The sequence below is a fragment of the Pseudomonas fildesensis genome (genome assembly GCF_001050345.1).
Taxonomy (GTDB): Bacteria; Pseudomonadota; Gammaproteobacteria; order Pseudomonadales; family Pseudomonadaceae; genus Aquipseudomonas; species Aquipseudomonas fildesensis.
Map to the genome: position 1 here is coordinate 621,277 of NZ_LFMW01000001.1, position 20,362 is coordinate 641,638.

At 61.8% G+C, this 20,362-nt stretch carries 19 protein-coding genes; 10 read left to right on the forward strand and 9 right to left on the reverse strand.

Going from position 1 to position 20,362, the window contains the following annotated elements; genetic code table 11:
* Window positions 1-32 precede the first annotated feature (32 nt).
* Both lptG and lptF read right to left on the reverse strand, forming a co-directional pair.
* On the reverse strand, window positions 33-1,112 hold the full coding sequence (gene lptG / locus ACR52_RS02980) for an LPS export ABC transporter permease LptG (protein WP_048720320.1): 1,080 nt from the start codon (window positions 1,110-1,112) through the stop codon (window positions 33-35).
* Window positions 1,105-2,223: an LPS export ABC transporter permease LptF gene (gene lptF, locus ACR52_RS02985; protein WP_048720322.1), complete on the reverse strand. Its 1,119-nt coding sequence runs from the start codon at window positions 2,221-2,223 to the stop codon at window positions 1,105-1,107. Before lptF ends, lptG begins: the two co-directional genes overlap by 8 nt.
* 283 nt (window positions 2,224-2,506) lie before the next feature.
* Here lptF and ACR52_RS02990 point away from each other — a divergent pair, with 283 nt between their 5' ends.
* From ACR52_RS02990 to rlmF, 5 genes are all read left to right on the forward strand, one after another.
* Window positions 2,507-3,997: a leucyl aminopeptidase gene (locus ACR52_RS02990; RefSeq protein ID WP_048720324.1), complete on the forward strand. Its 1,491-nt coding sequence runs from the start codon at window positions 2,507-2,509 to the stop codon at window positions 3,995-3,997.
* A 124-nt stretch (window positions 3,998-4,121) separates the two neighbouring features.
* A complete protein-coding gene (locus tag ACR52_RS02995) occupies window positions 4,122-4,550 on the forward strand; it encodes a DNA polymerase III subunit chi (protein ID WP_048720326.1) in 429 nt (142 codons plus the stop codon).
* 7 nt (window positions 4,551-4,557) lie between these two features.
* Window positions 4,558-4,938 (forward strand): hypothetical protein, encoded by a 381-nt coding sequence (locus tag ACR52_RS03000; RefSeq protein ID WP_048720328.1) that lies wholly within the window; start codon window positions 4,558-4,560, stop codon window positions 4,936-4,938.
* 212 nt (window positions 4,939-5,150) lie between these two features.
* Window positions 5,151-7,997: a valine--tRNA ligase gene (locus tag ACR52_RS03005; protein ID WP_048720330.1), complete on the forward strand. Its 2,847-nt coding sequence runs from the start codon at window positions 5,151-5,153 to the stop codon at window positions 7,995-7,997.
* Window positions 7,998-8,235: 238 nt separating this feature from the next.
* Window positions 8,236-9,258, forward strand: a complete 1,023-nt coding sequence (rlmF, locus tag ACR52_RS03010; protein WP_048720331.1) for a 23S rRNA (adenine(1618)-N(6))-methyltransferase RlmF — start codon at window positions 8,236-8,238, stop codon at window positions 9,256-9,258.
* Between the two features lie 108 nt (window positions 9,259-9,366).
* Here rlmF and ACR52_RS03015 read toward each other — a convergent pair whose 3' ends face one another.
* On the reverse strand, window positions 9,367-9,648 hold the full coding sequence (locus ACR52_RS03015) for an HU family DNA-binding protein (protein ID WP_003188840.1): 282 nt from the start codon (window positions 9,646-9,648) through the stop codon (window positions 9,367-9,369).
* A 396-nt stretch (window positions 9,649-10,044) separates the two neighbouring features.
* On the opposite strand from ACR52_RS03015, the gene yejK reads away from it, so the two are divergent.
* Window positions 10,045-11,049 carry a nucleoid-associated protein YejK gene (yejK, locus tag ACR52_RS03020; protein ID WP_048720332.1) on the forward strand — a complete coding sequence of 335 codons (1,005 nt, stop codon included), beginning with the start codon at window positions 10,045-10,047 and terminating at the stop codon, window positions 11,047-11,049.
* On the forward strand, window positions 11,049-11,399 hold the full coding sequence (locus tag ACR52_RS03025; protein WP_048720334.1) for a glutaredoxin family protein: 351 nt from the start codon (window positions 11,049-11,051) through the stop codon (window positions 11,397-11,399). The genes yejK and ACR52_RS03025 overlap by 1 nt, the downstream gene beginning before the upstream one ends.
* Here ACR52_RS03025 and ACR52_RS03030 read toward each other — a convergent pair whose 3' ends face one another.
* The 5 genes from ACR52_RS03030 to ACR52_RS03050 are packed head-to-tail and all read right to left on the reverse strand — an operon-like array spanning window position 11,400 to window position 15,160.
* The gene (locus ACR52_RS03030) at window positions 11,400-12,377 is read right to left on the reverse strand and encodes a FecR family protein (RefSeq protein WP_048720336.1); all 978 of its coding nucleotides are present in this window, start codon (window positions 12,375-12,377) and stop codon (window positions 11,400-11,402) included.
* Entirely contained in the window at window positions 12,374-12,952 is a 579-nt protein-coding gene (locus tag ACR52_RS03035; protein ID WP_048720338.1) for an RNA polymerase sigma factor, read from the reverse strand. Before ACR52_RS03035 ends, ACR52_RS03030 begins: the two co-directional genes overlap by 4 nt.
* 7 nt (window positions 12,953-12,959) lie before the next feature.
* Window positions 12,960-13,286 (reverse strand): DUF3325 domain-containing protein, encoded by a 327-nt coding sequence (locus ACR52_RS03040; protein WP_048720340.1) that lies wholly within the window; start codon window positions 13,284-13,286, stop codon window positions 12,960-12,962.
* Window positions 13,287-14,861, reverse strand: a complete 1,575-nt coding sequence (locus ACR52_RS03045; protein ID WP_048720342.1) for a PepSY-associated TM helix domain-containing protein — start codon at window positions 14,859-14,861, stop codon at window positions 13,287-13,289. It lies immediately after the preceding gene.
* On the reverse strand, window positions 14,858-15,160 hold the full coding sequence (locus tag ACR52_RS03050) for a DUF3649 domain-containing protein (RefSeq protein WP_048720344.1): 303 nt from the start codon (window positions 15,158-15,160) through the stop codon (window positions 14,858-14,860). Before ACR52_RS03050 ends, ACR52_RS03045 begins: the two co-directional genes overlap by 4 nt.
* A gap of 183 nt (window positions 15,161-15,343) precedes the next feature.
* On the opposite strand from ACR52_RS03050, the gene ACR52_RS03055 reads away from it, so the two are divergent.
* The 3 genes from ACR52_RS03055 to fecA all read left to right on the forward strand — a co-directional run bounded on the left by ACR52_RS03055 (window position 15,344) and on the right by fecA (window position 19,209).
* Window positions 15,344-15,832 carry a sigma-70 family RNA polymerase sigma factor gene (locus ACR52_RS03055; protein WP_048720346.1) on the forward strand — a complete coding sequence of 163 codons (489 nt, stop codon included), beginning with the start codon at window positions 15,344-15,346 and terminating at the stop codon, window positions 15,830-15,832.
* Window positions 15,829-16,770 (forward strand): FecR domain-containing protein, encoded by a 942-nt coding sequence (locus tag ACR52_RS03060; RefSeq protein ID WP_048720348.1) that lies wholly within the window; start codon window positions 15,829-15,831, stop codon window positions 16,768-16,770. Before ACR52_RS03055 ends, ACR52_RS03060 begins: the two co-directional genes overlap by 4 nt.
* A gap of 102 nt (window positions 16,771-16,872) precedes the next feature.
* Window positions 16,873-19,209 (forward strand): TonB-dependent Fe(3+) dicitrate receptor FecA, encoded by a 2,337-nt coding sequence (gene fecA / locus ACR52_RS03065; protein ID WP_048720349.1) that lies wholly within the window; start codon window positions 16,873-16,875, stop codon window positions 19,207-19,209.
* Between the two features lie 163 nt (window positions 19,210-19,372).
* Here fecA and ACR52_RS03070 read toward each other — a convergent pair whose 3' ends face one another.
* The gene (locus tag ACR52_RS03070) at window positions 19,373-20,284 is read right to left on the reverse strand and encodes a LysR family transcriptional regulator (protein WP_048720350.1); all 912 of its coding nucleotides are present in this window, start codon (window positions 20,282-20,284) and stop codon (window positions 19,373-19,375) included.
* Between the last annotated feature and the right edge of the window lie 78 nt (window positions 20,285-20,362).

Genomic DNA, 20,362 nt, shown 5'->3' on the forward strand with positions numbered 1-20,362 from the left:
TCGACCGGGGCATTTTTTGTGCATAAGCGCGGCTAACCGGCGCGGCGCAGCAACCAGAACCCGGCCAGGGCGCAGATGGCAGTCGGTACCAGCACCGCAAACAGCGGCGAGAAACCGAACACCAGGCTCGACGGGCCAAGCAGGTCCTGGGCGATGCGGAAGGTGAAACCCACCAGCACGCCGGTAAACACGCGCTGGCCGAGGGTCACGGAACGCAACGGACCGAAGATGAACGAGATAGCCATCAGCACCAGCGCGGCGGTGACCACCGGCTGCAACACCTTGACCCAAAATGCCAGCCAGTAACGGCCATTGTTCAGGCCTTGGTCCTTGAGGTAGTGGATATAGCTCCACAAACCGGAGATCGGCAGGCTTTCGGGGATCATCACCACCGTATTGAGCAGTTCCGGCTTCAGGGCGATGTCCCATTGCTCGGTCGGCACGTTGATGACTTCGGTGCTGGCCTTGGTGCCCTGGCCCACATTACGGAAGTAAGTGGTGGTGACCTCGGTCAGTTGCCATTGCTCGGCGCTGTATTGCGCGCGTTTGGCGAAACTGGACGACAACATGTGGCGTTCTTTATCGAACGTGTAGCGAGTGACGCCAATCAACAGCCCGCCCGGCTGCACGGCGTTGATGTGGATGAATTCATCCCCCTGACGGTGCCACAAGCCATGCTTGGCGCTCTGCGCATCGCCCGAACCCTGCGCCAGGGCGCGGTTGGCCTGGGCGGTGGTTTCGGCCGGCGGTGCCACGTACTCACCGATCAACACACTGCACAACATCAGCAGCAGCATGGGCTTCATCACGGCCCAGACGATACGGCCGATGGAAACACCGGCGGCGCGCATGATGGTCAGTTCGCTGTTGCTGGCCAAGCTGCCCAGGCCGATCAGGCAACCGATCAGCGCAGCCATCGGCATCATGTCGTAAAGGCGACGCGGAGCAGTCAGCGCCACGTAGCTCAACACGTCGGTAACGGTGTAGGTGTCGGTGACGTTGCCCACTTCATCAATGAAAGCGAACAGCGACGCCAGACCCAGGATGATGCCCAATACCGCCAGGATGGCGATCAGTACGCTGCTACCAATATAGCGATCGAGCTTAGCCACGAGCCAACTCCTTCTGGCCACGACGGCTCTTCATTTTCAGACGTATAGGTTCCCAGTAGAGCAGCCCCAGGCCGATCACCAGGAAGATGCCGTGAACCCACCACAGACCCAGGGTCGGCGACAGCTTGCCCTTCTCCAGAGAACCGCGGGCGGAAATCAGGATGGTCAGGTAAGCCATGTACAGCAGGATCGCTGGCAGCAGCTTGAGGAATCGCCCTTGGCGCGGGTTGACGCGCGACAGCGGCACCGCCATCAGGGTCACGATAAACACCAGCAACGGTAGGGAAATACGCCACTGCAGCTCAGCGATGGAACGCAGCTCCGTGCTGCCGAAGAGATCCTGTGTCGGGATCGCATCGCGATCGCTCACTTCGTTGCTGACGTCCGGACGGGCGAGCATTACGCCGTAGGTCTCGTATTTGATGGCACGGTAATCGGCCTGGCCCGGGCTGCCGTCATAGCGATAGCCGTTTTCCAGGATCAGGTAACGGCTGCCGTCGGGACGCACTTCCTGGCGGCCGGAGTCGGCGACCAGTACGGAAATGCCACGGTCTTTCTTGTCTTGCCCAAAACGCTTCTCGGAGATGAATACCCCGCCGAGGTTGGCCCGGTCGTCCGTCAGGGTCTCGGTATAGGTGACCCGGGAACCATCATTGAGCGCCTGGAAGCGGCCTGGTTCGAGGGTGTCGAACTCGGTCATGGCGTCCTGTTTGTTGAGCACCAGCTGGAATTGCATGGCGCCTTGAGGGGCCAGGCTCAGGCTCAACCAGCCCACGATCAGCGCAACGCCGGCGGCCGGGATCATGGTCATGCCCAGCAGGCGTTGCTGGCTCATGCCGGTGGCCGACAACACGGTCATTTCGCTTTCGAGGTACAAGCGGCCATACGCCAGCAGGATCCCGAGGAACAGGCCCAGCGGCAGGATCAACTGCAGGAAGCCCGGCAGGCGAAAGCCCATGATCAGGAACAGCGAGCCCGGGTCCAGGGCGCCGGAGGCAGCCTGGGCCAGGTATTTGACGAAACGACCACTCATGGTGATGACCAGCAATACCGCACTCACGGCACTCAGGGTCAACAGGACTTCGCGGGACAGATAACGGAAGACGATCAAACCAGACACTCCAGGGTTGTCAGGCTAAGGCGGCCAAACAAGCAAGCATACCGAGTCGGCCCGTTTAAAGGGGCCGGCTAAAAAGATTGCGCATTATCCTGTGATTGACCGCGCCTGTCACGGAGCTTACTCGTGCGGGCGCACAAAGCTTGCTGCAAGGGTTGTCAGGCTCCGCCGGCGAGGTTCAAACTGCGGCCTTTGTCGCGGGCGGTTTACACAGCTGCCTCGCTTTAAAGCCTGCGTACAGACGCCAGGCTCACCGACCTTTATAAGGGACCCGAAAATGGAATTGGTTGTAAAAAGCGTTAGCCCCGAAACGTTGAAAACCGCCACCCTCGTGGTCGCCATCGGCGAAGGCCGCACGCTCGGCGTCGCCGCCAAGCAACTCGATGAACTGAGCGGCGGCGCCATCAGCGCGGTCCTCAAGCGTGGCGACCTGGCCGGCAAAGTGGGCCAGAGCCTTCTGCTGCATAGCCTGCCCAACCTCAAGGCCGACCGCGTATTGCTGGTGGGCGTGGGCAAGGACGCCGAGCTCGGCGACCGCCCGTTCCGCAAGATCATCAGCGGCATCCTCAACACCCTCAAGGGCCTGGGCGGCAGCGATGCTGCGCTGGCACTCGATGAGATCGTCGTCAAAGGCCGTGACAGCTACGGCAAGACCCGCCTGCTGGCCGAAACCCTGGTGGACGGCGGCTATATTTTCGACCAGTTCAAGAGCCAGAAAGCCGAACCGCGCGCCCTGAAGAAAGTCACTCTGCTGACCATCAAGGCCGCCCAGGCTGAAGTCGAGCGTGCCGTGACACACGCCCAGGCCATCGCCAACGGCATGTCGTTCACCCGCGACCTGGGCAACCTGCCGCCGAACATCTGCCACCCGACGTACCTGGGCGAACAAGCCAAGGCGCTGGGCAAGGAATTCAAGGGCCTCAAGGTTGAAGTCCTCGATGAGAAGAAGATCAAGGAACTGGGCATGGGCTCGTTCTATGCCGTGGGCCAGGGCAGCGACCAGCCGCCACGCCTGATCGTGATGCAATACAACGGCGGCAAGAAGTCCGAGAAGCCTTACGCCCTGGTGGGTAAAGGCATCACGTTCGACACCGGCGGCATCAGCCTCAAGCCGGGCCTGGGCATGGACGAAATGAAGTACGACATGGGCGGCGCCGCCAGCGTGTTCGGTACCCTGCGTGCCGTGCTGGAGCTCAAGCTGCCGATCAACCTGGTGTGCATCCTGGCCTGCGCCGAGAACATGCCGAGCGGCGGCGCGGCGCGTCCGGGCGACATCGTCACCACCCTGAGCGGCCAGACCGTCGAAATCCTCAACACCGACGCCGAAGGCCGCCTGGTGCTGTGCGATGCACTGACCTACGCCGAACGCTTCAAACCGCAAGCCGTGATCGATATCGCGACCCTGACCGGTGCCTGCATCGTCGCCCTGGGGTCCCACACCTCGGGACTGCTGGGCAACAGCGACGAGCTCATCGGGCAACTGCTCAGCGCCGGCAAGGCTGCCGACGACCGCGCCTGGCAATTGCCGCTGTTCGATGAGTACCAGGAACAACTGGACAGCCCGTTCGCCGACATCGCCAACATCGGTGGCCCGAAAGCCGGCACCATCACCGCAGCCTGCTTCCTGTCGCGCTTTGCCAAGAACTTCAACTGGGCGCACCTGGACATCGCCGGTACCGCATGGACCAGCGGCGGCAAGGACAAGGGCGCCACTGGCCGTCCGGTGCCATTGCTGACCCAGTACCTGCTGGATCGCGCAAAAGCTTAAACACCGCCCTCCTGTGTGAGCCGGCTTGCCGGCGATGGCGCCCTTGAAATCGCTGCAAGACTCAAGGGCCTCATCGCCGGCAAGCCGGCTCCTACGGGTACGGTGTGGCCATTCAGGAACCGCAATGACCCAAGTCGACTTCTATATATTGCCCAGCGCCGATCCCTCTGCGCGCCTGGACTTTGCCTGCAAGCTCACCGAAAAAGCCTGGCGCATGGGCCACCGCATCTACCTGCATTGCAGCGATGCCGGCCAACGCGACGAACTCGACGCCCGGTTGTGGCGCTTCAAGGGCGAAAGCTTCGTGCCCCACGGCCCTGCCGAGTCAGAACCCGAAGGCCAGGTTGTCCTGGGCGTGGGTGACAGCTGCGGCGATCACCATGACCTGCTAGTCAACCTCGACCTGAAAGTACCGGCCTTTGCCAAGGCGTTCGCCCGTGTGGCGGAAGTGGTGGTGGAAGACCCGGCTATTCGTCAGGCCGCGCGGGAGAGTTTCCGTTTCTATCGTGAACAAGGCTATCCTCTGCAAGATCACCGGCTACAACGACTTTGAGCACATGATGGACACTCCCAACCCTCTAAAAAAAGATGACCACCTGCTGGACGACCTGGAGTCGATCCGCCAATTGCTGGGTGATGACGGCTTGCAGCCGCCGCTGCTGACCGACTCGATCGATGCCGACGTACAGATTCCTCTGCTGTTCGACCTGGTCGATGGCAAGCCGGTCGAAGCGCCCGTCGTCGTAGCCGCTGCACCCGCTGCCGTTGCCGCCGACAAAACCCCCGACGCCCTGCTGCTGCACCTCGACAGCGAACTGCGCGCCGCTGCGCAGCTGATCATGCAAGACGTGATCGACGACTTTGCTCCGCATATTGAAACCGAGATCAAGCGGCGGATGGATGCGCGGATGGAGCGGTTGCTCAGTCAATACCAGTCTTAAACCAGACACATACCCCCTGTGGGAGGGGGCTTGCTCCCGATAGCGATGGGTCAATCAATACATGTAACGACTGACACCCCCTCATCGGGAGCAAGCCCCCTCCCACATTTGATCGCATGCACCTTAAGGCCGTCTTCAACTCGCCCTCTCCCCTATCCCCCGTTATACTTGCCGGCTTTCCTGAATAAATGCCAACTAGGGTCCCGCCGCGCATGGATAAGACCTACCAGCCGCACGCTATTGAAACTTCCTGGTACCAGACCTGGGAGTCCGAGAATTATTTCGCTCCGCAAGGCGCGGGCGAGTCCTACACCATCATGATTCCGCCACCGAACGTCACTGGCAGCCTGCACATGGGCCATGGCTTCAACAATGCGATCATGGATGCGTTGATCCGTTTCCGCCGCATGCAGGGCCGCAACACCCTGTGGCAACCGGGTACCGACCACGCCGGTATTGCCACCCAGATGCTGGTGGAACGCCAGCTCGAAGCCACCGGCCAGAACCGTCATGACCTGGGTCGCGAGAAATTCCTGGAAAAAATCTGGGAATGGAAAGACCAGTCCGGCGGCAATATCAGCCGTCAGATCCGTCGCCTGGGTTCGTCCGTCGACTGGAGCCGCGAGCGCTTCACCATGGATGACGGCTTGTCGGAATCGGTGAAAGAAGCTTTCGTACGCCTGCACGAAGACGGCCTGATCTACCGCGGCAAGCGCCTGGTGAACTGGGACACCAAGTTGCACACGGCGATTTCCGACCTTGAAGTGGAAAACCACGACGAGAAAGGTTTCCTGTGGAACCTCAAGTACCCGCTGGCCGACGGCGCCAAGACCGCTGAAGGCAATGACTACCTGATCGTCGCTACCACCCGTCCGGAAACCATGCTCGGCGACGCCGCCGTGGCCGTTAACCCGAACGATGAACGCTACCAGGCGCTGATCGGCAAGTTCGTCGAACTGCCGCTGGTCGGCCGCCGTATCCCGATCATCGCGGACGACTACTGCGACCCTGAATTCGGCACCGGCTGCGTGAAAATCACCCCGGCCCACGATTTCAACGACTACGAAGTCGGCAAGCGCCACAACCTGCCGCTGCTGAACATCTTCGACAAGAATGCCGCCGTGCTGCCGGCCTGCCAGGTATTCAACCTTGACGGCACATTGAATGACAGCGTCGACGGCAAGATCCCGGTTGAATACGCCGGCCTCGACCGTTTTGAAGCGCGCAAGCAGATCGTTGCTGCCTTCGACGCCGCCGGCCTGCTGGTCAGCGTTGACGACCACGGCCTGAAAGTACCGAAGGGCGACCGCTCCGGTACCATTATTGAGCCGTGGCTGACCGACCAGTGGTACGTGTCCACCAAGCCGTTGGCCGAGCCTGCGATTGCTGCCGTTGAAGATGGCCGTATCCAGTTCGTGCCCAAGCAGTACGAAAACATGTACTTCTCGTGGATGCGCGACATCCAGGATTGGTGCATCAGCCGTCAGCTATGGTGGGGCCACCGCATTCCGGCCTGGTACGACGAGTCGGGCAAGGTCTATGTGGGCCGCGATGAAGCCGAAGTACGTGCAAAGCACAACCTCGGCCCGGACGTGGCACTGCAACAGGACAACGACGTACTGGACACCTGGTTCAGCTCGGGCCTGTGGACTTTCTCCACGTTGGGCTGGCCGCAGCAGACCGAATTCCTGAAGAAATTCCACTCCACCGACGTGCTGGTCACCGGTTTCGACATCATTTTCTTCTGGGTTGCCCGGATGATCATGCTGACCATGCATTTGGTGAAGAACGAGGACGGCACCCCGCAGGTACCGTTCAAGACCGTGTACGTGCACGGCCTGGTGCGTGATGGCCAGGGTCAGAAGATGTCCAAGTCCAAGGGCAACGTCCTGGACCCGCTGGACATCATCGACGGCATCGACCTGGAAACCCTGGTGCAAAAACGCACCTCGGGCCTGATGCAGCCGAAACTGGCGAAGAAGATCGAGAAGCAGACCCGCGACGAGTTCGCCGACGGCATCGCCAGCTACGGCACCGACGCCCTGCGCTTCACCTTCTGCTCGCTGGCGTCCACCGGTCGCGACATCAAGTTCGACATGGGCCGCGTCGAAGGCTATCGCAACTTCTGCAACAAGATCTGGAACGCGGCGCGCTACGTGCTGGATAAAGGCGAAGACTGCGGTCAGAACGGCGAAGCCTATGAGCTGTCCCTGGCCGACCGCTGGATCATCTCGCAGCTGCAGCGCACCGAAGCCGAAGTGACCCGCCAGCTCGACCAGTTCCGTTTCGACCTGGCCGCGCAGGCCTTGTACGAGTTCATCTGGAACCAGTATTGCGACTGGTACCTGGAACTGTCCAAGCCCGTGCTGTGGGACGAAAATGCGCCGATCGAACGCCAGCGCGGCACCCGCCGCACCCTGGTACGCGTACTGGAAGTAGCGCTGCGCCTGGCGCACCCGTTCATGCCGTTTATCACCGAAGAAATCTGGCAGCGCCTTGCGCCGCTGGCCGGTGTCGAAGGCAAGACCATCATGCTGCAACCTTGGCCGGTGGCCAACGAAGCACGCATTGATGAGGCCGCCGAAAGCGATATCGAATGGCTCAAGACCCTGATGCTCGGCACGCGCAACATCCGCGCCGAAATGAACATCGGTCCGGGCAAGCCGCTGGCTGTGTTCGTGAAGAACGCCAGTAGCGAGGACCAGCGCCGTCTCACCGAGAACGATGCACTGCTCAAGAAGCTGGCGAAGCTGGAGTCGATCACCGTATTGGCCGCTGGCGCCGAAGCACCGCTGTCTGCCACCGCACTGGTCGGCGACATGGAAGTGCTGGTGCCGATGGCCGGCTTGATCGACAAGGGCGCTGAACTGGCCCGCCTCGACAAGGAAATCCTGCGCCTGCAAGGCGAAGTGCAGCGGGTGGGCGGCAAGCTGTCCAACGCGGCATTCGTCGACAAGGCCCCGGCTGAAGTGATCGACAAGGAACGCGCCAAACTGGCCGAGGCCGAACAGGCACTGGGCAAGCTGGCGGAGCAACATGCGCGGATTTCCAGCCTGTAAGGGGCAAACCGTGTGAAAAAAAGAGACCTTCGGGTCTCTTTTTTTTGCCTGGGGATTCCCATCTACTGCCGCCAACACGGTCAATGTGGGAGGGGGCTTGCCCCCGATAGCGGTGTATCAGTCACAACATTTTTGACTGCCACACCGCTATCGGGGGCAAGCCCCCTCCCACATTTGCCCGAGTTCGGCTCAGGATGTGTGACAATGCCCACCACTTTGAGCCAACACCAGAATCAACATGACAGCCCCCAGCACACCCAAACCTCCGCGCAAGAAGCCTAAAACCGCAGCCCCGGCCAAGCCCGTCGTGCCGCGCAAAGAAGCCACCTTGCACCCGCGCAACCGCCACCAGGGCCGTTACGACTTCCCTGCGTTGATCAAAACCACGCCAGAACTGGCGCAGTTCGTGATCATTAACCCCTACGGCAAGGAAAGCATCGACTTCGCCAGCCCGGACGCGGTACGGGTGTTTAACCGGGCGTTGCTGAAAGCCTTCTATGGCATCCAGCACTGGGACATCCCTGCGGATTACCTGTGCCCGCCGGTGCCGGGGCGTGCGGACTATGTGCACTTCCTCGCCGACCTGCTGGCCAGCGTCAATGAAGGCGAGATTCCGCGTGGCGCGCCGGTCAAGGTGCTGGACATCGGCATGGGCGCCAACTGCGTCTACCCGCTGATCGGCTACAGCGAATACCGCTGGAATTTCCTCGGTTCGGAAGTCGACCCCACCGCTGTCGCCGCGGCCAAGGCGATTGTGCAGTCCAACGGGCTGAACAAGGTCATCCAGCTGCGCCTGCAAAGCAACCCCAAGCAGATCCTGCTGGGCCTGCTTGAGCCGGGCGAGCGTTTTGACCTGACGATGTGCAACCCGCCGTTCCACGCGTCCATGGACGAAGCCACCAAGGGCAGCGAGCGCAAGTGGCGCGCCTTGGGCAAGGCCGATCCGAAACGCAAGTTGCCGGTACTGAACTTCGGTGGCCAATCGGCCGAGCTGTGGTGTGAAGGCGGCGAAGCGCGGTTTGTGACGCAATTGATCGCCGAGAGCGCGCACTTTGCCCACAAGGTGCTGTGGTTCAGCACCCTGGTGTCAAAAGCATCGAACTTGCCCGCGATCCAGACCGCGCTGAGAAAAGCCGGCGTACTGGAGAGCCAGGTGGTGGAAATGTCCCAGGGCCAGAAGACCAGTCGTTTCGTCGCCTGGACCTTCCAGACCCCGTCCGAGCAGCAGGTGTGGCGCCAGCGTTGGGTGCGTAAGGACTAACCCTGTGGCGAGGGAGCAAGCTCCCTCGCCACAGAAAGCCCCCGCCAAATCGCAGGCAACAAAAAACCGTGCCCGGATCGCTCCGGAGCACGGTTTTTTTGCTGCGTCTTACTTGTTAACAGCGTCGGTCAGGCCTTTGGCCACAACCAGCTTGATAACTTTCTTGGCAGCGATTTCGATGGCAGCGCCAGTCGAAGGGTTACGGCCAGTACGGGCTGGACGCTCGGTCACTTTCAATTTGCCAACGCCTGGCAGAGTGATTTCGCCGCCGTTTTCCAGCTGATCTGCAACAACTTGGCTCAGTTGGTCCAGCAGAGCGCGCACGGTGGTTTTCGGTGCGTCTACTGCTTCAGCCAGGTCAGCGATCAGTTGGTCTTTAGTAATAGCCATTGTGGTGTTCCTTCCCTATCAAATTCATATGGATTGCAGAGTGCAGTGTCAGCCATCGAGCCCGACCGTCATGGCCTGGCACCCCCGGCTATAACCACGGAGATCGGGGTTATAGATGCTTGAAACGGGGATTGGTTCGACCTGACAGATACTGAATGCACGCTTAACGCCGAGTCGTGGCGTAAGACGGGGCAAAACTAGCACAGAGACGGGGAAATATCCGCTTCTACCTACCCATTTGGTCAGCTTTATCGCTCTAAACCGTGAAAAAAAGACATATGCCCCGTCGGAGAGCGTCCAAAATGACCTTCGACGCGTGTCTTGACCAATGGGTGCGGTACACTGGGCGACTTTTCGGGGAGGCCAAACGCTCCCCTTCAACCAGCCGAGAAGCCCATGCCGATCCGTCATTGCATCGTCCACCTGATCGACAAAAAACCCGACGGCACACCTGCAGTTCTCCACGCCCGCGACTCCGAGCTCGCCGAGTCGGCGGCCATCGAGAACATGCTTGCCGACCTCAACGAGAGCTACAACGCCAAACAAGGCAAGGCTTGGGGTTTCTTCCATGCCGAGTCCGGCGCGCACCCGTTCAGCGGCTGGTTGAAGGAGTATTTCGACGGTGGCCAGGATTTCACCACCTTCAGCCGCACCGCCGTCGAGCACCTGCAGAAGCTGATGGAAGAATCCAACCTCTCCACCGGCGGCCACGTGCTGTTTGCCCACTACCAACAAGGCATGACCGACTACCTGGCCATCGCCCTGCTCCACCACAGCGAAGGCGTGGCGGTGACCGAGGACCTGGACGTGACCGCGTCCCGTCACCTGGACCTGGGCCAGCTGCACCTGGCGGCGCGCATCAACGTGTCCGAGTGGCAGAACAACAAGCAGTCCAAGCAGTACATCTCCTTTATCAAAGGCAAGAACGGCAAGAAGGTCTCGGAATACTTCCGCGACTTTATCGGCTGCCAGGAAGGCGTCGACGGCCCGGGCGAGACCCGCACCCTGCTCAAGGCGTTCAGCGACTTCGTTGAAAGCGAAGACCTGCCGGATGAATCCGCGCGCGAAAAAACCAAGACCCTGGTCGATTACGCCAGCAGCCAGGCCAAGCTCGGCGAACCCATGGGCCTGGAAGAGTTGTCGGGGTTGATCGATGAAGATCGGCCTAAGGCGTTCTACGACCACATCCGCAACAAGGACTACGGTCTGTCGCCGGAAATTCCGGCCGACAAACGCACCCTCAACCAGTTCCGTCGCTTCACCGGGCGCGCCGAGGGCTTGTCCATCAGCTTTGAAGCGCACCTGCTGGGCGACAAGATCGAGTACGACGAAGCCGCTGGCACCTTGATCATCAAGGGCCTGCCGACCCAACTGACCGACCAGCTCAAGCGCCGCAACTGATGCTCGGCGGGGTCCTTAAAAAAGTCCTGTTGGTGTTGCTGGTCGTCGTTGCTATCCAGAACTGGGGAAAGGTCGAGCGGCTGTTCAACCCTTCACAGGTGGCGCCGGAGCAGGTACGGGCTTCAGCGCGTGTGGTGCTCTACGCCACCGAGTGGTGTGGGTACTGCAAGCAGATCCGCCGCTTCCTCGACCAGAAAGGCATTGCGTACCAGGCGCTCGATATCGAGAAGGACGCCCAGGCGCGCAAGGCGTATGAGGCGTTGGGCGGTGGAGGGATTCCATTCGTGGACGTAAACGGGACGTTGATTCGCGATTACGACCCCGAGAAAATCATGGCCGCGCTGAAATAATCAGCGCACCACGATCACCCGCCCCAGCAGGCTGTGCTGCTTGAACCCGAGCACCGCCTGCAACGCATTCAGTACCGCCTGCGGGTCTTTGCTCGGGAAGCTGCCGCTGACGCGCTTGGCACCCATCTCGTCATTAAGCAGCAGGATGCGGCCAGGGTAGTAACGGCCCAGGTCTTTCACTACGTCAGCCAACGGCGCCTTGTAGTAGTTGAGCCAGCCATCGCGCCAGGCCAGGCGTGATTCGCTGTCGACCGCGTGCATCGGCTCGGCCACACCCTCGGCGTACGCCACTTGCTGGCCTGCCGTAAGAATTTGCTGCTGGCTCTGCTTCGACGGTGTGACGCCGACCCGACCCGACAACACCGTCACTTGGCCCCCCGCCGGTTGCAGGCGCACTTCAAACTGCGTGCCCAGCACCCGCGCTTCGCCGCTACCGGCCTCCACTACAAAGGATTGGCCCGTGTGGGTCACGCTGAAAAACCCCGCTCCGCGACGCAACTGGATGTGCCGCTCGCCATGGCTGAAATCTACGGCGATGGCGCTGTCGGCGTCGAGGGTGACTTGGGATTGATCGGCCAGGGTGACGGTTTTGACTTCCCCCGGCGCGGTTACGTAGTCCGCGCCAACGTCATCGACCCAGCGCGACGGCTGCCAGCCGGCGCCCATGGACACCATCAGCAGCAGGCACGCGGCCATGGCCAGCGCACCGGACCAACGCATCACGCGTGAGCGCTTCGAGGTGTTCATCGCGTTGAGGTAACCCTGCAACACCAGCGCTTCCTCGTTCGCCAGTGCGCGCGCCGGCACTTCGCTCAACTCCCACAGCACCTGGGCCCGGGAATAGGCCTCGACGTGCGCGGGGTCAGCGCGAAGCCAGTGGCTGAAGGTGGCCTGGTCACCGCTGCTGGGCTGGTCGTGCAACAGGCTCAACCAGGCCAGTGCGGCTTGTTCCTGGGCGGGCGTAGGGGTGACGTTCACGGTGCTTTCCCTGGCGTGCGTGGGGGCGATGGTTCGCGAAGGCTGGCTTTGCAGGCTTCGAGGGCACGCATCATATGTTTTTCCACGGCGCTTTGGGACAGGCCCATAGCCTTGGCGATTTCTGCGTATTTGCGCCCGTGGATGCGATTGAGCAGGAAAATCTGCCGGGTACGCTCGGGCAGGCTGCGCAAGGCGGCTTCGACATGGCGCAGGTCGTTGCCCGCCTCCAGTGCGGCCTGGGGTTCGGAGCCCTGATTATCCTGCTGTTCCGGCAGCCAGCCTTCGCTGCTGCGCACACGGGCGCCTTCGCTGCGCAGGTGGTCGATGGCGATGTTGCCGGCGCAGCGCAGCAGGTAGGTGCTGAGTTCCTCGACCTGCACCAAGGGTCGGCGCCAGAAGCGCAGGAACAGGTCCTGCACCAGGTCGGCGGCCGTGGCGCGGCAGCCGACGCGCCGGCTGACCAGGGCTTCCATCTGCGAACGCTGGGACAGAAATACCTGCAAAAAATGCGCACGCCCACCCGCCGCATCGCGGTGTTGGCTGTCCTGGGATTCCGGTGGCGTGCTGATCATCATGGCAGGCTCAAAGGGTCGCGAACGCCGCAACAGGGCTGGCCAGCAGGCCGACACCCGCCAGCATCAAGGCCAGCCTTGGCCGATACGGCAACAGCAACACCAGCAGCAATGCGCTGAGCATCAACACGGCGCACCATTCCACCAGGCCCTGGGCCCATCCCGTGGCGGCCACTGCCGGCCAGATCGAAACCGTCAGCAGCAACCAACCGACCATGCGCAACCCCAGGCGTCGACGGGTCGACGGCTTACTGTTCAGCAGTTCGCCGTGGTGACGGTCGGTAGACAGGCACAGCGCAGTAAACCCGACGTAGCACATCAGCAATGCGAGGAGCATTCAGTGCGCCTCCTGCTTTAGGTTGAGCGGGCGCGCCCGCTCGGTCTTGGGCAGGGGCGCCGTGCGGTGCTGCATCTTCCAGGCGGCCCAGGCCAGGAACACACCGCTGCCCAGGCACGTCAGGTCGAAGCCGGCCATCGCCCAGTCGCCTGTCGCAAGCGAAACGCCCAAATGCTGCGAGGTAGTCAGCGCATTGAGCAAAGGAATGGCGATAAACAGCAACGCGCCAACGCTCAATTGCTCGACCCAGCCCTGCCGACCTCGACGTAGCACCGCGTGCAACAGGCTAAATCCCCAGGCAATGAAGAAGGTCTGCACTTCCCAATCGGAGCGCTCGGCGAAACTCACCGGCAGCAAACGGTTGGCCCAGAAAAACGCCGCAATGGCGATCATCAGCCCGGACATACTCGCGATGTTCAGCACTTCCACCAGCCGCAGCTCGAACGGCATCACCAAGGTTTTAGCGTGCTTGAGCTGGCGCTTGCCGAGCCAGATCACCAGCCCGGTGCCGATCATCGCCGTGCCCGCCAAGCCGCAGATAAAGTACAACCAGCGCAGCACGGGGCCGGCGAAATGGCCCATGTGCAAACCGTAGAAACTGCCGCCGATCGCCGCTGGCAACGACTGTTCGCCGCTGACCCGCAACAGCTCGCCGGTGGTGCCGTTGAACGACACGGTGCTGCCAAAATCATGCACGACGCGGTCGGAACCGGCGCGCGACACGTTGACCGACGCATTCACATCACTCGGGTTATTCACCGCCAACCGGCCGACATGCCCGCCGTCCCACTGCGTGCGCGCCTGCTCGTACATCGGCACCAGGGGCAGCAACTTGCCGGGCTGACCGAGTGCCGGGGCATTGTTGGTGGCCGGGAACACTTCATTGAAGAATGCACGCGTGTCGTTGCCATACGAGGCAAGGATCGGCGCCGGCATCACCATGCTCATGAAAATCACCAGGCTGCTGTAGGTGATCATCAAGTGGAAGGGCAGCACCAATACGCCCACCGCGTTATGCCCGTCGAGCCAGGAACGCTGACCTTTGCGGGGGCGGAAGGTGAAGAAGTCCTTGAAGATTTTCTTGTGGGTGATGATGCCGGTGATCAACGCGACAAACATCACCATCGCAGCGATGGTCGACAGCCAGCGGCCCCAGGGGTGGGGCATTTGCAGCTGAAAGTGGAAGCGATAGAAGAAGTCGCCGCCCATGCTTTCACGGGCCTGCACGGCTTGACCGCTGACCGGGTCGAGGACTTTCTGGATGAAGTTGCCGCGCTTGCCGGGGTCGACCTTGTCTTGCCACATCACCGACAGGCCGGGGTCGCGGCTGTCTGGCAGGGTGATAAACCAGCGCGCAGCGGTGGGCGCCTGTTGCTGCAAATAGGCTTGGGCTACCGTGAGGCTGCGCGCATCGTCCAATGGATGGGCCTGCACCTCGGGCTGCATCCAGTGGGTAATCTCATCCTTGAAATAGGCCAAGGTGCCCGTCAGGAAAATCGCAAACAGCAGCCAGCCAAAGATCAATCCGGCCCAGGTATGCAACCAGGCCATGGCCTGACGAAATCCCTCTTTCATGTGCGTGCCATCCAGAAACCCAAGCCCGCCACGGTGGCAAACAGCGCACTCGGCAGCATCACGCCAAACCAGGCACGCCATGCCGTGCGGCAGGCAAAACACCACAGCACCGCCAACAGATAGAACACAAACGAACTCATCATCCCGGTGATCACCGCATCGGCGCGGGAGGAGGGCATCCACAACGCCAGGCAAATGCTGGCCAGGGAAGCCATCAGATAACCGCCGACGACAGCAGCCAGCACGCGCGAGGTGACGGCGAGACGATAGGAGGCGGGCAGTGAGGTTTTGCTTTTCATGCGGGAGGCGCCAGGTTCATCAGCGCGCAATATTAATGATAAATATTCTCATAAGCAAAAGAGAACGGATGAATCACCTGCCTTGCCGGATTGCCGAAGCGCTTCTCGCACCCTACAATGCGAACAATTCTTGTTCTCTAAAGCATGCCGATGCTTGCCGCCATGTAGTGAAGGGAGATCACGTTGAGCCCGTCCAACACCGTCGAAGTCCTGTACCACGACCATCACCACTGGCTCACCGGCTGGTTGCGACGCAAGCTCGGCTGCCCGGAAAGCGCAGCGGACCTGGCACAGGACACCTTCATCCGCGTGCTCACCGCACGGGAAACCCCGACGCTGATCGAGCCCCGCGCGTTCCTCACCACCATCGCCAAGCGCGTGCTGTTCAACTTCTACCGCCGCCAGGACCTCGAACGCGCCTACCTCGACGCGTTGGCACAGATGCCCGAACAGGTCGCGCCGTCCGAAGAAGAACGCGCGATCATCCTGCAAACACTGCTGGAACTCGACCAACTGCTCGACGGCTTGCCCCCCCTGGTCAAACGCGCCTTCCTGCTGGCCCAACTCGACGGCCTGACCTACGCGCAAATCGGCGCTGAACTGGGCATCTCCATCGCCACAGTCAAACGTCACCTGAATAAAGCGGCCATGCGCTGCTATTTCGCCCTATGAATTTCTCGACGCAAGTTGCCGAGCAAGCCGTGCACTGGCTGATGGAAATGCAGCAAGGCGCGCTCAACCCGCGCCAGCAAGCGGCCTGGCAGCAATGGCTGACGGCTCACAGCGAACATCAGCGCGCGTGGGACCATATCCAGCGCGTCAACCAACGCCTGCGCGGCATGCCCTCGCCCCTGGCCCATGCGGCGTTGAACGCGCCGAAATCCAGCAGCCGGCGCCAGGCGCTGAAATTGCTGTTGATCCTCGGCGCCGGCTCGGCCGCTGCCTGGAGCCTGCGCCAGCAACCTATTTTGCCGCCTCTCACCGCCGACTACCGCAGCCCGGTCGGTCAGCGGCGCAAGGTGCAACTGGCGGATGGCAGCCAATTGCAGCTCAACACCGGCAGTGCGGTGGATGTGCATTTCGATGGACAGCAGCGGCTGATCCGCTTGCTCGAAGGCGAAATCCTGCTGACCGGCATCGCGGGCAATACACCGCTGCAGGTGCTGACCGGCCAGGGCCTGCTCAGCAGCCAAGGCGCGCGCCTGAATGTGCGGCAGTTCAACGACCACACCCAACTGGCCGTTTTCGACGGGCGCGTAGACGTAATGCCCAACACCTACAGCGGCCTGCCGTTGACGGTCGAGGCCGCGCGCCAGGTCAATTTCACCCGCAAGGGCTGGGACACGCCGCGCCCCACCGACGCCAACAGCGGCGCCTGGGCCGACGGCATGCTGGTCGCCGCCCACATGCGCCTGGAAGATTTCCTCGCCGAGCTGGGGCGCTATCGTCGTGGCCAGGTGAACTGCGACCCGCAAGTGGCCAACCTGCTGCTGTCCGGCAGCTACCCGCTGGACGACAGCGAACGGATTCTCGACCTGCTGGAAGTCAGCCTGCCGGTGAAAGTGCGGCGTTTCACCCGCTACTGGGTGACCGTGCAGGCGCGTGTTTAAATTATTTCCAGCTCTTTTTTAAAAGCCTGTGAGCCGTTTTCCAAACCTCGCGTGACAGAGAAGGAAAGCCACCTTGATCCTTCCTTCTCAGGACCGCTCTTCATGCCCCAGCAACCGACCCTTCTCGCCCGCACGCTGCGCCAACTCCTGCTTGGCGCCAGCCTCAGCTTCGCCGTACTGCCGCAAGTGATGGCGGCCGACGCCAAGCCGTATCACATCGCCCCGGCGTCGCTGGAAGCCGCATTGAATCAATTTGGCCGTGAAGCCGGCGTGTTGATTTCGTTCGGTTCCGAAGTGACGGCCGGTATGCAGAGCCGTGGTTTGTCCGGTAATTACAGCGCCGCCGATGGCCTGCAGAAACTGCTGGAAGGCACCGGCCTGCAAGCCCGCGCCGAAGGTGACAACGCCTACAGCCTGCAGCCGGCCAAAGCGCCGGCCACGTTGGAGTTGGGCACATCCACCGTCGTGGGTGACTGGCTCGGCGACGCGGCGCAGACCAATGTGTTCGAACACCCCGGCGCGCGTGACGTGATCCGCCGCGAAGACTTCGAACGCCAGGGCGCCACCCAGGCCAAGGACGTGCTCAACCGTATCCCCGGCGTCAACGCCCCGGACAACAACGGCACCGGCAGCCACGACATGGCGCTGAACTTCGGCATTCGCGGCCTCAACCCGCGCCTGGCATCGCGCTCCACCGTGCTGATGGACGGCATCCCGGTGCCTTTCGCGCCGTATGGCCAGCCGCAGCTGTCTTTCGCGCCGATCAGCATGGGCAACATGGACGCGGTAGACGTGGTACGCGGCGGCGGCGCGGTGCGTTACGGCCCGCAGAACGTCGGCGGCATCGTCAACTTCGTGACCCGCGCGATCCCGGATGCGCCGACCGTCAAGGGCGGCTTGCAGACCGAGACCAGCCCGTCTTCCAGCCATGACGGCTTCAAGACCACCGGCAACCTGCTGGCCGGCGGCACTGCCGACAACGGCCTGGGTGGCGCGCTCCTGTACTCCGGCACCCGTGGCGGCGACTGGCGTGAAAACAGCAACACGCGCATCGACGATTTGATCCTCAAGGGCAAATACCAGCTGGACGACGCCAACAGCTTCAACGCCATGGCGCAGTACTACGAAGGCCAGGCCGATATGCCCGGTGGTTTGAACGTGAAGGACTACAAGGCCGACCCGTATCAGTCCACCCGCCCCTACGACAAATTCTGGGGCCGCCGTACGATGTTCAACGTCGGCTATCGGTATGAGCAGGACCGCCGCGAATTCACCGTCAACAGCTTCTTCACCAAGACCCTGCGCAGCGGTTACCTGGACCAGGGCACGTTCCTCTCGCTGTCCCCGCGCGAGTATTGGGTACGCGGCCTCGAAACGCGCTTCGCCCAAGGCTTCGACCTCGGCCCGACCAGTCATGAAGTCGGCGTCGGCTACCGCTACATCAACGAGGCCGGCCACGAACTGCGCTACCGCACGCCGATTGCCGCCAACCAGCAAATCCCCAACACCAGCAGCCGCAACGACCGCGACACTCGCGGTGGCACCGAAGCCAATGCCTTCTTCGTCGACGACCGGATCGATATCGGCAAGTGGACCATCACCCCGGGCATCCGCTACGAGATGATCGAGTCCCAGCAGACCAACAACCTGACCAACGTCAAATACAAGGGCGACTACAACACCGCGCTGCCGGCGTTGAACGTGCTCTACCACCTGACCGACGACTGGAACCTCTACGCCAACACCGAAGGTTCGTTCGGCAGCGTGCAGTACAGCCAGATGCCCAACCGCGTGACCAGCGGCGAAGTGAAACCGGAAAAAGCCCGCACCTGGGAACTCGGTACGCGCTATGACAACGGCACCCTGCGCGCAGAAATCGGTGCGTTCCTGATCAACTTCGACAACCAGTACGACAGCAACCAGACCAACGACACGGTGATCGCCCGTGGCGAAACGCGCCATCAGGGTATCGAGTCGAGCATCAACTACGCCCTCGACGGTTTGAGCCCTGCGCTGGCCGGCTTTGATGTGTACGCCACTTACGCCTATGTCGACGCCACCATCCGCGAAGACGGCCCGAACAAAGGCAACCGCGTGCCCTTCTCGTCCAAGCACAAGGGCACCGTGGGCGTGGGTTACACCGAAGGCCCGTGGAAACTCAATGTGGACAGCAGCTACCAGAGCAGCCAGTTCGCCGACAACGCCAACACCCAGGCCGAAACCGCCGACGGCGCCAATGGGCGCATTCCTGGCTACATGCTGTTCAGCAGCCGCGCGGCCTATGACTTCGGCCCGCAGCTGTCGGATTTGAATGTGGCGGTCGGCGTGAAAAACATCTTCAACAAGCAGTACTACACCCGCTCGTTCGACGACAACAACAAGGGTAAATACGTAGGCGAGCCACGCACGGTGTACGTGCAAACGTCCATCGCGTTTTAACTGCCCGAGCAACAAACAAACTGTGGCGAAGGGGCTTGTCGTGGCGAGCGGGCTTGCCCCGCGTTGGACTGCGTAGCAGGCCCATTTTTGGGGTCGCTTCGCAACCCAACGCAGGGCAAGCCCGCTCGCCACAATGACAATGTGCGCCTCAAATTTTCCGGTTCTAACTGCCCGCCAGGCAACTGGGAGTCGCCGCAACCAACGCATCGATGGCGCAACGGGTCTTGGCCGGCATATGCGCAGCCGTGGGCCAGATCACATGGATCGGTGAAGGCTGCACGCGAAAGCTTGGCAACACCGCTTCCAGTTGCCCGCGCAGCACGTAGTGCGCAATCAGCCAACTCGGCAACCAGGCCAGGCCGACACCCGCGATGGCGGCATCGGCCACGGCCTGGAGGTCATCCATCATCAGGGGCGAGGCCACCCGCGCGCGGTGCGGGCGGCCTTGGGCGTCGTTCAGTTCCCAGTCCAGACGAGGGTGAGTGCAGCGGTAGGCTATGCCCCGGTGCCCGGCCAAGTCCTCGATACGCTCTATTCGACCGATGCGCTGCAAATAGGCCGATGAGGCGGCCAGGCCGATGGCTTGTTCGCCGAGGCGGCGCGCGCTCAGGCGGTCGGTGTCGGGTAACGGCCCGATGCGCACGGCCAGGTCGAAGCCTTCCTGGGCCACGTCTATCAGTCGGTCGGCGAAGGAAATTTCAATCTCCAGTTCCGCAAAACGGTCCATCAAGCCCCACAGCGCCGGCGCCGCATAGTGGTGACCGAACGCCAGCGGCAAGCTCGCCCTCAAGCGTCCACGCGGTTGTTGCCGGCCGCTTTCCAGCACCGATTCGGCAGCCTCCAGTTCCGCCAGTGCCCGCAGGCAATGTTCGTAGTAGGCCTGCCCGTCCTCGGTCAAACGCTGACGGCGTGTGGAGCGCTGCAACAAGCAAGTGCCAAGACGCGCCTCCAGTCGGGCCAATCCCTTGCCCACGGCAGAGCGTGTGAGGTTCAAGCGTTCGGCGGCCTCCGTCAGATTGCCGCTCTCGACGATTTGCAGGAAGAGTTCAACGCCATCAAAACGCGGAGTGGCCATGAGTCTATTGTCGCCCTTTAATCCCGTATTGAAGGAAAACTTATCACGAATAAAGAATCCTGTTCCCGCGAGAATGAC